12 protein-coding genes are annotated in these 12740 nt (G+C 55.5%); 9 read left to right on the top strand and 3 right to left on the bottom strand.

The features are described 5' to 3' along the window. Nucleotides 1-62: 62 nt before the first annotated feature. Together ACFQPC_RS10605 and ACFQPC_RS10600 are read left to right on the top strand one after the other, a co-directional pair. Nucleotides 63-992 carry an electron transfer flavoprotein subunit alpha/FixB family protein gene (locus ACFQPC_RS10605; protein ID WP_382271812.1) on the top strand — a complete coding sequence of 310 codons (930 nt, stop codon included), beginning with the start codon at nucleotides 63-65 and terminating at the stop codon, nucleotides 990-992. Between the two features lie 141 nt (nucleotides 993-1133). Continuing rightward, the gene (locus ACFQPC_RS10600) at nucleotides 1134-2924 is read left to right on the top strand and encodes an acyl-CoA dehydrogenase (protein WP_382271811.1); all 1791 of its coding nucleotides are present in this window, start codon (nucleotides 1134-1136) and stop codon (nucleotides 2922-2924) included. 6 nt (nucleotides 2925-2930) lie between these two features. Here ACFQPC_RS10600 and ACFQPC_RS10595 read toward each other — a convergent pair whose 3' ends face one another. The 3 genes from ACFQPC_RS10595 to ACFQPC_RS10585 all read right to left on the bottom strand — a co-directional run bounded on the left by ACFQPC_RS10595 (nucleotide 2931) and on the right by ACFQPC_RS10585 (nucleotide 5325). After that, a complete protein-coding gene (locus ACFQPC_RS10595; protein WP_382271810.1) occupies nucleotides 2931-3320 on the bottom strand; it encodes a hypothetical protein in 390 nt (129 codons plus the stop codon). Beyond that, nucleotides 3317-4765 carry an ammonium transporter gene (locus ACFQPC_RS10590; protein WP_382271809.1) on the bottom strand — a complete coding sequence of 483 codons (1449 nt, stop codon included), beginning with the start codon at nucleotides 4763-4765 and terminating at the stop codon, nucleotides 3317-3319. The genes ACFQPC_RS10595 and ACFQPC_RS10590 overlap by 4 nt, the downstream gene beginning before the upstream one ends. Nucleotides 4766-4974: 209 nt before the next feature. Continuing rightward, nucleotides 4975-5325, bottom strand: coding sequence for a TM2 domain-containing protein (locus ACFQPC_RS10585; protein ID WP_382271808.1), 351 nt, complete (start codon nucleotides 5323-5325; stop codon nucleotides 4975-4977). A gap of 305 nt (nucleotides 5326-5630) precedes the next feature. On the opposite strand from ACFQPC_RS10585, the gene rpsP reads away from it, so the two are divergent. From rpsP to ACFQPC_RS10550, 7 genes are all read left to right on the top strand, one after another. After that, on the top strand, nucleotides 5631-5882 hold the full coding sequence (gene rpsP / locus ACFQPC_RS10580; RefSeq protein ID WP_041296344.1) for a 30S ribosomal protein S16: 252 nt from the start codon (nucleotides 5631-5633) through the stop codon (nucleotides 5880-5882). A gap of 27 nt (nucleotides 5883-5909) precedes the next feature. Beyond that, nucleotides 5910-6449: a ribosome maturation factor RimM gene (rimM, locus tag ACFQPC_RS10575; protein WP_382271807.1), complete on the top strand. Its 540-nt coding sequence runs from the start codon at nucleotides 5910-5912 to the stop codon at nucleotides 6447-6449. Nucleotides 6450-6475: 26 nt separating this feature from the next. Further along, complete coding sequence (gene trmD / locus ACFQPC_RS10570) at nucleotides 6476-7225, top strand: tRNA (guanosine(37)-N1)-methyltransferase TrmD (protein ID WP_012078457.1); 750 nt, start codon at nucleotides 6476-6478, stop codon at nucleotides 7223-7225. 112 nt (nucleotides 7226-7337) lie between these two features. Next, a complete protein-coding gene (gene rplS, locus ACFQPC_RS10565; RefSeq protein WP_382271806.1) occupies nucleotides 7338-7724 on the top strand; it encodes a 50S ribosomal protein L19 in 387 nt (128 codons plus the stop codon). A 267-nt stretch (nucleotides 7725-7991) separates the two neighbouring features. Continuing rightward, complete coding sequence (locus tag ACFQPC_RS10560; RefSeq protein ID WP_382271805.1) at nucleotides 7992-8660, top strand: CoA pyrophosphatase; 669 nt, start codon at nucleotides 7992-7994, stop codon at nucleotides 8658-8660. A gap of 120 nt (nucleotides 8661-8780) precedes the next feature. Beyond that, nucleotides 8781-9737, top strand: a complete 957-nt coding sequence (locus ACFQPC_RS10555) for a CobD/CbiB family protein (RefSeq protein ID WP_382271804.1) — start codon at nucleotides 8781-8783, stop codon at nucleotides 9735-9737. Between the two features lie 127 nt (nucleotides 9738-9864). Then, entirely contained in the window at nucleotides 9865-12735 is a 2871-nt protein-coding gene (locus tag ACFQPC_RS10550) for a bifunctional diguanylate cyclase/phosphodiesterase (protein WP_382271803.1), read from the top strand. Nucleotides 12736-12740 lie beyond the last annotated feature (5 nt).

The following is a 12740-nucleotide window of genomic DNA, read 5'->3' as shown; positions in this document are numbered from 1 at the left end:
TCATCTGCAGCAGCGTGTGCACGGCACCGCTGCTCCATAGCTATACATCACAGGAATTCAACATGACAGCACTCGTCATTGCCGAACACGATAATGCTTCCCTCAAGGGCAGCACCCTGCATACCATTACCGCTGCCGCACTATGCGGCGGTGAAGTACACGTCCTGGTCGCCGGCCACCAGGCTGATGCAGCGGTACAAGCCGCCGCAAAGATTGCAGGCGTCAGCAAAGTACTGGTCGCCGACGGCGTACAGTTTGCCGACGGCCTGGCTGAAAACATAGCGGCGCAGGTATTGGCGCTGGCTGCCAATTATTCACACATCCTGGCACCGGCAACCGCCTACGGTAAAAACATCTTGCCGCGCGTGGCCGCCAAGCTGGACGTGGCGCAGATTTCCGAAATCACCAAAGTGGTTTCCGCCGATACCTTCGAGCGTCCTTTCTATGCCGGTAACGCGATTGCAACCGTGCAATCGGCAGATGCGGTGAAAGTGATCACCGTGCGTGGCACGGCTTTTGACTCCGCGGCAGAAGGCGGTTCGGCAACAGTTGAAAACGTCACTGCAGTGGCTGATTCCGGTAAATCGTCTTTCGTCTCGCGTGAACTGGCAACCTCGGCCCGTCCTGAGCTGACCGCTGCCAAGATCGTCGTCTCCGGCGGTCGTGGCCTGGGCTCGGAAGAAAGCTTCAAGATCCTTGAGCCGCTGGCTGACAAGCTGGGTGCGGCGATGGGTGCTTCGCGTGCGGCGGTCGACGCCGGTTACGTACCCAACGATTGGCAAGTCGGCCAGACCGGCAAGATCGTTGCGCCTGAACTGTATATCGCGGTCGGTATTTCCGGCGCGATCCAGCATCTGGCCGGTATGAAGGATTCAAAAACCATCGTTGCGATCAACAAGGATCCGGAAGCGCCGATTTTCTCGGTGGCGGATTACGGCATTGTCGGCGATCTGTTTGAAATCGTACCGCAGCTGGTAACGGAACTGGGTTAAGCAAGACAAAGCGACTGCAGCGGCCGGGTGTCGCTGCGGCAAAAATGGGCAGGGCGGGCAGCAGATGTAGTGCGTTCAGGTTTTTTTCTGGCACACTGCAAATAGCTGAACGTCCTGCCCATTTCCTTTTAGGAGTCTTGCATGAGTTACGTTGCCCCCTTGAAAGACATGTTGTTCGTGATGAACGAACTGGCCGACTTGGCTGCTATCAATGCCTTGCCCGGCTGCGAAGATGCGACGCCGGAAACGGTGGAAGCGGTGCTGGAAGAAAATGCGCGCTTTTGCGGTGAAGTGATTGCGCCGCTGAACCAGGCCGGTGATCGTCATCCGAGTGTATGGAAAGATGGCACGGTCACGACCACGCCCGGCTTCAAGGAAGCCTTCAGGGCGTATGCTGCGGCAGGTTGGCAAGGTGTCCAGCATCCGGCTGATTTCGGCGGCCAGGGTTTGCCCAAGCTGGTGGCGACACCATGCATGGAAATGCTGAACTCGGCCAGCCTGTCGTTTGCCTTGTGTCCCTTGTTGACCGATGGCGCGATTGAAGCCTTGATGACGGCCGGCTCCGATCAGCAAAAAGAAAAATTCCTGCCCAATTTCATCGCCGGTAAATGGACCGGCACCATGAACCTGACCGAACCGCAAGCGGGTTCCGACCTGGCGTTGGTGCGTACGCGCGCGGTGCCGCAAGGCGATGGTACTTACAAGATTTCCGGCACCAAGATTTTCATCACCTATGGTGAACACGATATGGCGGAAAACATCATCCACCTGGTGCTGGCGCGTACGCCGGATGCGCCGGAAGGGGTGAAGGGGATTTCACTATTCCTGGTGCCGAAGTTCCTGGTCAATGAAGACGGCTCGCTGGGCGCACGCAATGATGCGTTCTGCGTCTCGATTGAACACAAGCTGGGGATCAAGGCGAGCCCGACCGCAGTGCTGCAATTCGGTGATCACGGTGGCGCTATCGGGACCCTGATCGGGCAAGAGAATCGCGGCCTGGAAACCATGTTCATCATGATGAATGCGGCCCGCTTCGCGGTTGGCATACAAGGCATTAGCGTGGCGGAACGGGCCTATCAAAAGGCCGTCGCTTATGCGAAAGACCGTGTGCAATCGAAAGACCTCGAAGGTTCGGCGACTGCGGTGTCGATTATCCATCAGCCGGATGTACGACGCATGCTGATGTCGATGCGGGCGCAGATCGAGGCAGCGCGTGCGCTGGCCTATGTCGGCGCATCCGCCTTTGATATTGCGCATCATCACAGCGATGAAAAAGTACGTGATGCGCAACAAGCCTTTTACGAATTCCTGGTGCCCATCATCAAGGGCTGGTCGACCGAGATGTCCATCGATGTCGCATCGACCGGTTTGCAAATCCATGGCGGCATGGGCTTCATCGAAGAAACCGGTGCGGCGCAATACTATCGTGACGCGCGTATCCTGACGATTTATGAAGGCACGACCGCGATCCAGGCGAATGATCTGGTTGGCCGCAAAACCGTACGTGATGGGGGCGCGGTGGCGCGCGGCATTATTGCCGCAGTACGCGCCACCGAATCGGAACTGGCGCGCGCAGCCACGCCGGACCTGAAGGCAATCGGTGTACACCTGGCGGCGGCCTCGACGGCGCTGGAAGATGTGGTCGCCTATGTTGTAGCGAATATTCAATCCGATATCAAAGGCGTGTTCGCCGGCAGCGTGCCTTACCTGAAGCTGGCCGGTATTGTGCTGTGCGGCTGGCAGATGGGACGTGCAGCGTTGATTGCGCAAGCGAAGCTGGATGCCGGTAGCGGTGATGCGAAGTTCTATCAGGCCAAGATTGCGACTGCACGTTTTTTTGCTGATTATTTCCTGTCGCAGGCCGGCGCTTATCGCAGCGCGATTACCGGCGGCAGCGCAGGCGTATTGGCGCTGGATGAATCACAGTTCTGAGCCGGCTTAGCGCAGGCGTCCTATATAGCCGCGGTCGACGGGGTCGGCATTATCTGTTGCGGCTGGTGTGGCTGTCGGTGTTGTCGCAGCGGGTGCAGGAGCGGATGGTGCCGGCTCCTGCAGCCGTGCCAGCAGGGGCTGGCGCGGTTCGGTACGGACGAATAAACCTTCTTCGCCAAAAAACACTTCCTGCAATTTCTGTCCCAGTTCCTGTACTTCTTCACTGGTCGACAACGAAGCCATTTTCAACAGGTAGCGGCAGTAAGCGGGATCGATACGCATGTATTCGATATCGATCACGCGCCCGCTCTGCCGCCTCAGGTTCACATGCAGCCGACCCATCAAGGCAAAGGCATGGGTTTCCAGCTCGGCACGTGAATGGTGTTCTTCCGTCATAGTACGTGCTCGCCATGTTGTTCCAGATCCAGCCCTTCGAGTTCCGCTTCCGGTGTCACGCGCAAGCCGACCAGGGCACTGACGATGCCGAGGATGATGGCCGTCATGACTGCCGAAAAGACCACGGTGACGATGACACCAAAGGCCTGGTTGCCGAAGCTGCTTTGTGCACCGCCTATGCTTTCCACCGCAAAGATACCGGTCAGCAGTGCGCCGACGATGCCGCCAATCGCATGCACGCCGAATACATCCAGTGAATCGTCGTAACCGAGTTTGGATTTAAGTGTGGTCGCTCCCCAGTAGCAGGCGAGTCCGGCGGCAGCACCGATGACGAGTGCACCACTGACGCCGACGAAGCCGGACGCAGGCGTGATTGCCACCAGGCCGGATACCGCACCTGACACCAGGCCGAGTACCGAGGGTTTGCCGCGACGCAGCCATTCGATCAGCATCCATGCCAAAGCACCGACTGCGGTCGCGATTTGCGTCGCCAGCATCGCCATCCCGGCGCGTCCGTCGGCCGCCACTGCGGAACCGGCATTGAAGCCGAACCAGCCGACCCACAGCATGCTGGCACCGATCACCGTCAGCACCAGGTTGTGTGGTGGCATCGGTTCCTTGCCGAAGCCGAGGCGCGGTCCGATGATGATGGCTGCGACCAGGCCGGAAACCCCGGCATTGATATGCACCACCGTACCGCCGGCAAAATCCAGCACACCACGGGTTGCCAGCCAGCCGCCCGGTTCCCACACCCAGTGCGCCACCGGTGCGTAGACAAAGATGGACCACAGCGTGATGAACATCAGCAGCGCGGAGAATTTCATGCGTTCGGCGAAGGCACCGGTGATCAGCGCCGGCGTAATGATCGCGAAGGTCATCTGGAACATGATGAAGACGCTCTCCGGTATCGTCGGTGCGATTTCACTGACGCTGACCTTGCCTGCTTCTTTCGCGAATTCCATGCCGTTGAGCAGGACGCGATCCAATCCGCCTATATAAGGAGAGCCGGGCGTGAAGGCCAGGCTGTAACCGATGACGACCCAGATCACGGTAACCAGGCAAGTGACGGCGAAGCTGTGCGCCATCGTGGCCAGGACGTTTTTCTTGCGCACCATGCCGGCATAAAACAGGGCGAGGCCGGGGATGGTCATGAATAGCACCAGGGCGGTTGACGCCAGTAACCAGGCGGTATCACCGGCGCTGATTTTGCTCGCATCAACGACGGTGGGTTTGGTCAAGGGGGCTTCTTCGGCGGCGGGCTCCGGCGCAACTGCAGTCGGCTCCGCAATCATCGGCATGGTCAGGGGCGGGGCCTGAACTTCGTTGCTGGTGGTCGCGCTTTCCGGCGCTGTGCTTTGCGCGGATGCGTTATTGAATAAAAGGGTGGAAACGAGAACGGCCAAAGCCAGCGCAATATATGCGGAGGACGCGGAACGTATGATCATGAAACTCCCCTGAAGACTTGTTTGAACCATTGGCGGTGCCATGGCGAGTTTCACAAAAGCACTATACGTGCCATGCGATTAACAGGTGCAAGAGGAGGATTAACAGAGGTGCAAGTGCGATGGACGGGAGGGTGACGCACTAGTGCTGCTCACCCGCTACGTTGTTTGCACTGCGCTGGGGCAGTGCAAAAGGATGGTCCTGCCGGATTTCAGCCGAATGCGCCGCCGGTCAGGTAGAGGTCGAAGCCGCGCGCGATGGTGGCAATCAGGGCGGTTGAGCCGAGCGCAAAGGTCAGCACTACCAGCACGATGACGGCCCAGCCGGAGTCCGAAGTGCGGCCCGAATGCGCATTGTGTTGCGCATCCCATTTCTCATCCGGCGTCAGGCCGATGACCAGAGCGCCTATGAAACCGGCAAAAATTGAGAAAGGGAAGCAAATGATATGCACCCAGGCCCATAAGTCCTTTTTGCCGTACAGATAAAAGCGATGCAGGCCGAGACCGCCAAAAAGGGTGGCCAGCAGCGTGCTGAGGGTTTTGTTTTTGTGCGAATTTGGCATATTTCTGCTATTTCTCGATTAAAAAGGCCAAATTTGGCTTGAAAACAGCGCTTCTTGATGAGAAACGTGTGAAAATGCAGCGAAACCCAGCGTTTTACTCAAAATATTATCTGTCTGGCCCGGTTTTTACCTATTGTACGGGCAGATGGATAGCGCGTCGCAAAAGCTTTTCCCCTGTGGAAATGCCTGATTGCCCGATTTGCCACACCGATATTGCCAGCCTTGATGAAGCAGCTTGCAGGTGCTGCGCTACTTGGGCTATAATTTGCGGCTTTTTCCGTGTTCAGACACTTTTTGGAAATATTATGGTCGTTATTCGTTTAGCTCGTGGTGGCGCAAAAAAGCGCCCATTCTTTAACATTGTTGCTACAGATTCGCGCAATCGCCGCGATGGTCGCTTCATTGAACGCATCGGTTTTTACAACCCGGTGGCGTCTGGCGCTGAAGAAAGCGTCCGCATTGTGCAAGACCGTCTGGCCTACTGGCAAGGCGTCGGCGCACAACTGTCGCCAACCGTAGCTCGCCTGGTTGCACAAGCTGGCAAAAAAGCCGCTTAAGTTTTGTCGAATCAAACGGCATCGGGAATGAAAGTTCCTGAAGATTTGGTGCTGGTTGGTTACATCTCCGGTGCGTATGGATTGAATGGCTGGGTAAGGGTCAGACCCTATTCGGCCGATGCGGATGCATTGTTAACTGCCAAGACATGGTGGCTGGATAAGCCGGAATTCCATGACGTGGAAATGATGCAGTCCAAGATTCATACCGGTGATGTGGTCGCAAAGTTGATGGGTGTGGCAGGGCGAGATGCTGCGGAGGCGCTGAAAGGTGCAACCGTACAGATCCCGCGTAGTCATTTCCCGGCACTGTCAGACAATGAATTTTACTGGGTCGATCTGATCGGCCTGGAAGTCGAAAATCTGCAGGGCGAACACCTGGGTCAGGTCAGCGACATGATGGACAACGGTGCGCATCCTATTTTGCGCGTTGCTGTACCGCAGGCTGCTGAAACGACTGATCTCAAGGCTGCGCCGCAAGAGTTGCTGATCCCGTTCGTTGAGCAGTTTGTCATCACGGTTGATCGAACAGCAAAAAAAATTACGGTGGACTGGGGACTGGACTATTAGTCACCGCGTTTGGAGGGGTGTGCGAGATGCAATTTGATGTCGTCACGCTGTTTCCGGAAATGTTCACGGCGATCACGCAGTCGGGTATTACACGACGCGCGTTTGAGCAAAAGAAATGTGCATTGTCTTTGTGGAATCCACGCGATTTCACCAGCGATAAGCATCGTACCGTTGATGATCGCCCCTATGGTGGCGGTCCTGGCATGGTGATGATGGTTAAGCCGCTGGAGGCAGCCGTACAGGCGGCCAAGGCAAGGCAGACAGAACAAGGTTTGGCTGCACCCCGTGTTGTGTATTTGTCGCCGCAAGGCAAGGCATTGACCCACGAACGCGTGATGCAGCTGACGACAGAGCCGGGTCTGGTTTTGTTGTGCGGACGTTATGAAGCAGTAGACCAGCGCTTTCTGGATAGCTGCGTCGATGAAGAAATCAGCCTCGGCGATTTCGTCCTGTCAGGCGGTGAAATCCCGGCGATGGCATTGATGGATGCAGTAATCCGACAGTTGCCCGGGGTCTTGCATGATGATGCATCGGCGGTTGAAGACAGCTTCGTTAATGGCTTGCTCGATTGTCCGCATTACACGCGACCGGAAGTCTACGAAGGTGCAGCGGTACCGGCAGTGTTGATGGGTGGCCATCATGTCGAGATCGAAAAATGGCGCCGCGAACGTGCGCTGGAAGCGACCGCAAGGAAACGACCGGACCTGATCGTCAAGGCACGTGAAGCAGGATTGCTGACACGTAGCGATGAAAAGTTTTTGAGCAGTATGTTGTAAGCAGTATGTTGTATCGAGCGGGGTGCAGTAAAAGCCCTGCAATGTGTAACCCCATCCTCTACCGGGCAAATGAATACGTGGCGCCGGCACGATGGTTTTTGGAGTAATAAAAATGGATCTGATCCAAACATTAGAGCAAGAAGAAATTGCTCGCCTGGCAAAAAACATCCCTGACTTCGCTCCTGGCGATACAGTGGTCGTCAACGTCAACGTAGTTGAAGGCACACGTAAACGTGCCCAGGCTTACGAAGGTGTTGTCATCTCCCGTCGTAACCGTGGCTTGAACTCGAACTTCATCGTTCGTAAGATCTCGTCGGGTGAAGGCGTCGAACGTACGTTCCAGCTGTATTCCCCGCTGATCGCATCGATCGAAGTCAAACGTCGCGGTGATGTACGTCGTGCAAAACTGTACTATCTGCGCGAACGTTCGGGCAAATCGGCACGTATCAAAGAAAAACTGCCACAACGTCGCGTTGCAGCAAAACAAGCGGCGGAATAATTGCTTATATCGGATTCGTCCGGGCAATTCATTCGGTAGTAACAAAAAAGACACCTTCGGGTGTCTTTTTTGTTTTGTGGCGGCATTTTTTGATTGTTAAATCTGGTGCTCAGGCTGTGACGGGTTTAACATCAATTAAAGTGATGTAAGTGCAAACTTGCATTCAGGTAGCTGTATCTTGTATTCGGCTGTTTGCAAGGCGTCCACGTTTGTTGTGGGCGATGCGACCTACAGATTCGCATTCATTATTTGTATTGGGAAGTTGAATTGGCCAGACTGCATTTTGATCCTGAATTACTGCCGGTAGATTCGCTTGGCGGCGAAGAGGCTGTTGCCTCCGATCGCTTGCGGGATGAAGCTTTGCGTGCGCGCTTTTTGAATCCGCCGCCATGGTCGCCGGAAATCACGGTGGAGCGCCTGGTGCGTCCGATGAGCGGACCTTTAACCGAAGCCGCGGTCTTGCTGCCTATCGTGCTGCGCGAAGAGAATGGCCCGACCATCCTGTTCACACAACGGGCGGCGCACCTGAATGACCACGCAGGACAAATCAGTTTCCCCGGTGGTCGGATGGAAAGTTATGACGAGTCGGCGATTGCCACGGCCTTGCGTGAAACCGAAGAAGAGGTTGGCATCAGCCGCAGCCATATCGATGTCATCGGTACCCTGCCTGAATACCACACCGGCACCGGTTTCCGCGTGACACCGGTGGTGGGCATCGTCAAGCCGCCGTTTGAAGTGAAGGCGGATCCGTTCGAGGTGGCCGAGGTGTTTGAAGTGCCACTCGCCTTCCTGATGGATGGCATGCACCACCAGCGCCGTACCGCAGAATTCGTAACCGGCAACCGTACCTTTTATGTGATGCCGTATGACAGGTTTTTCATCTGGGGCGCAACTGCCGGCATGTTGCGCAATCTATTTCATTTCCTCCGGGCGTAAGTCGTTTGCGCCGGGATCTTACAGACTTTGGCTGTAACGCTAATTATTATGTTTCGCTTTATTTGATTCTCGCGAAGTGCTGCGTTATCGTATGGGTTGACTGACTATTAAGGCGCTTTAATGACATTTTTCTCCATCTTCTTTGCGCTATTGATCGAGCAATTAAAACCGCTGCGTGCCGATAATCCGGTCTACGCCGGGGCGCGAGCACTGGCGGCCAAGCTGGAAGGGTCGTTCAACGCCGGTCAGGCGCATCACGGACGCCTGGCCTGGGCCCTGATGATCGCCGCTTTCTGCATTCCGGTAGCGTTGTTGTATTGGATCAGCATCAAGCTTGGTCCGCTGGCCGCTTTGATCGTGAACGTAGGTGTAGTTTATCTGACACTGGGTTTCCGCCATTACAGTCATTACTTCACCTCTATCCAGCTGGCCCTGAACAATGGCGATGAAGCGACTGCACGTTCGCTGCTGGCTGAATGGACCAAGCGCGATACTGCCGGCATGGACGTCAGCGAAGTCGCGCGCATTGCAGTGGAAACCGCGCTGGTCACCACGCACCGCAATGTATTCGGCGTGTTCTTCTGGATCCTGACGCCGTTGGGCCCGGTCGGCGCGGTGATGTATCGCGTAGCTGAATACCTGGCACGTATCTGGAACGAACCAAAAATGGCAGAACGTGAAGAATTCGGCCGTTTTGCATCGCAAGCCTTTTACTGGATAGACTGGATTCCGGCACGCCTGACGGCGGCGGCATTTGCCGTGGTCGGTAATTTCGAAGATGCGATTTACGCATGGCGTAATTTCGCCGGTCGCTGGCAGGACGAAGCTATCGGCATCATCCTGTCCGCAGGTGGCGGCGCGATGGGCATACGCCTGGGGGCACCGGTCGAAACCGTGGCTGAAGTCATCCCGGCCGATGCGGCGATGGTCGACTCGATCAATATCGAAACCGAAGCACCGCTCGGCGAAGAAGCGTCCAGCCGTGCATTGCAAAGTACAGTGGGCCTGGTATGGCGTGCATTGCTGTTGTGGATGCTGCTGGTCTTGCTGTTGTCAATTGCAAAGTGGTTGGGTTAAGCGCCACTGACATAAAAGAGCGCGCTATGCAGCGCGTTTTTTTATGAGTGAATACATTTTCTCGATATTGATCGATCGCTGGTCTCGATATTGATTTTAAAAAGTACTGCATAGGGAATTTTTATTGATGCGTCATCGCGCAGCTTTTTCTGTGTCATTTTCCGCATTGTTGACGCTTGCCATCGGGTTGTTGATCAGCGCATTGCTGTTTGCCTCGGTGCGTCGACTGGAGCATGACAAGGTTGATATTGATTTCCAGCAGCAAGCCAAAGTACGGGTAGCAGCAGTGCAGGACGGGCTCGATAGTTCGATGCGGGTGCTGACTGATATCAATCAGTTGTTCAAGACTTTCGGCATAGTCAGCCGCGAAGAATTCAAATCATTTGCCCAGCCTTTGCTGACGCGTAACCCTTATATCCAGGGTTTTGCTTACCATCGCTACCTGTCGCATCAGGATCGTGCCGCCTATGAAGCGGAGATGCGTAAATTCATTCCGAATTTCACGATTACTGAAATGGTGGACGGCAAAGCGGTAACTGCACCGGAGCGCGCACGTTACCGCGTGGTTGATTACATCGTGCCGATGGCCGGGAATGAGGCTGCACTCGGTTTCGATGCTGATTCCTATCACTTCCAGACCGCTGCGATGCAGCGTGCGGTGGATACCGGGCAGCCATCGGCTACCGGCCTGTTACACCTGATACAGGAACGTGCCGCGCAGCGTGGTTTCATCGTCCTGATGCCGGTCTATAAGGAAGGTGCCGTGTTGCCGGATATCGCATCGCGCCGTGCAGCCGTGATCGGCGATACGGCGGCGGTATTCCGCAGTACGGACCTGATTTCGCGTGCGCTGGATGCAGATGATTTGTTATTGACTTCGCATATCGATATGGACGTTGAAGTCAGCGTCTATGCCAGTGCCGAGCACGACGAGGCAAGCCTGGTGTTTGGCAAGGGCCTGGAGCCGGATCTACGCCATACGGCTTTTGGCTTGCCGGCATGGTTGTTTTACGACCAGCCGGAAGCTTATCAACATGTCTTTGATGTCGCCGGTAAAACCTGGAGCATGGTGGTATCGACGCCGTCCATGCTATTCCTGAAAAATAGCAGCAGCGCCTTGTGGGCTTTCCTGGTCGGCTTGTTGCTGAGTGTGGCATCGGCGATATACCTGCAATTGATAGTCGATCGCTCGCGCCGCATCCAGTTGTTGGTGGATGATCGTACCGCCCAGTTACGCACCGTCAACGATGACCTGATCGCCGATATTGCCGCACGCAAGCATGCAGAACATGAATTGCAATTGCGTGAACGCGCAATCGAAGCGAGTGCAAATGCCATCATCATTGCACGTGCCGTAGCACCCGACTATCCGCTTGAATACGTCAATCCGGCTTTCACACGGATTACCGGTTACGCGCCGGAAGAAGCCCTCGGTCGCAATATCGGTTTCCTGTGGGGCAAGGATTGGGAGCAGCCGGGGATAGAAGAGTTGCGCTCGATTGCGCTGGAGAAGCGTGAAGGGCATGCGGTGCTGCGTAATTACCGCAAGGATGGCGCCTTGTTCTGGAGCGATTTGTATATTGCACCGGTCAAGGATGACACCGGCGAAGTCAGCCACTTCGTGGTCGCGCTGTACGATATCACCGCGACCAAACGCTATGAGTCAGAGCTGGAATTCCAAACCAATCGTGATGCATTGACCGGCCTGGCAAATCGCAGCCTGTTACGCGACCGCCTGAGCCAGGCGATCTCTTATGCGCATCGCTACAACCATCCGATCTGGATTGCCTTCGTCGACCTGGATCGCTTCAAATTCGTCAATGACACGCTCGGCCATCAAGCTGGCGATATTTTGTTGAAGGCGATTGCGGAACGCTTGCAGCATGCTGTGCGTGATACGGATACCGTGTCGCGCATGGGCGGCGATGAGTTTGTGCTGATCCTGCCGGAACGCGTCGACGCCGGTTTGTCGACCGGCATCGTACAGCGCATTATGGATGGCATTGCCCAGCCATTGACGATAGAAGGACATGAATTCTTCATCAGCAGCAGTATCGGTGTCGCGGTTTACCCGAATGACGGTGTGACTCCTGAAGAGCTGATCAAGCATGCCGATATTGCGATGTACCGGGCGAAGGAAACCGGGCGCAATAACTTCCAGTTCTATACCTCATCGATGAATGAGCGCGCACTTGAACGTTTGCGCCTCGAAGGCGATTTGCGCAATGCGCTGGAACGCGGCGAATTTATCCTGCATTACCAGCCGCAACTGGACCTGCGCACCGGAAAAATTGTCGGTGTCGAAGCGCTGATACGCTGGCAGCATCCGGAACTCGGCATGATTCCACCCATGCGCTTTATCGGCCTGGCTGAAGAGACCGGCTTGATCGTGCCTATCGGTGCCTGGGTGATACGTGAAGCATGCCGGCAAAACAAAGTGTGGCAAGAGCGCGGCCTCGGCTCCCTGCGTATGTCGGTCAATTTGTCGGCGCGGCAATTTGCGCAGCAAGACTTGCTGGAATCAATTGCGCTGGCTTTGACTGAAACCCGCTTGCCGCCGCAATGCCTGGAAATCGAATTGACCGAAAGCCTGGTGATGGCGGATGTCGACCATGCGATCGGCATCCTGCGTGAATTAAAAGCGCTGGGTGTGCAGCTATCGATTGATGACTTCGGGACCGGTTACTCCAGCTTGTCTTACCTCAAGCGTTTCCCTATCGATGTATTGAAGATTGACCGTTCTTTCGTCAATGACATTACAACCGATCCTGACGATGCAGCCATCGTGGCTTCCATTATTTCGCTCGCGCATAGCTTGCGTTTGACGGTAATTGCAGAGGGTGTGGAAACCGAAGAACAACTGGCTTACCTGCAACAGCATGATTGTGACCAGATACAGGGTTATTTCTTCAGCCGGCCGATCACTGCAGATGCAATGGAAGTCATGCTGAGGGATGACAAGCGTTTGCAGACGATCAGTGTCGGTACACTGATTTGATCGGA

Source organism: Herminiimonas glaciei (assembly GCF_042664955.1).
In the GTDB taxonomy this organism is placed as follows: Bacteria; Pseudomonadota; Gammaproteobacteria; order Burkholderiales; family Burkholderiaceae_D; genus Oxalicibacterium; species Oxalicibacterium glaciei.
This window is presented reverse-complemented; position numbering and strand designations above follow the sequence as displayed.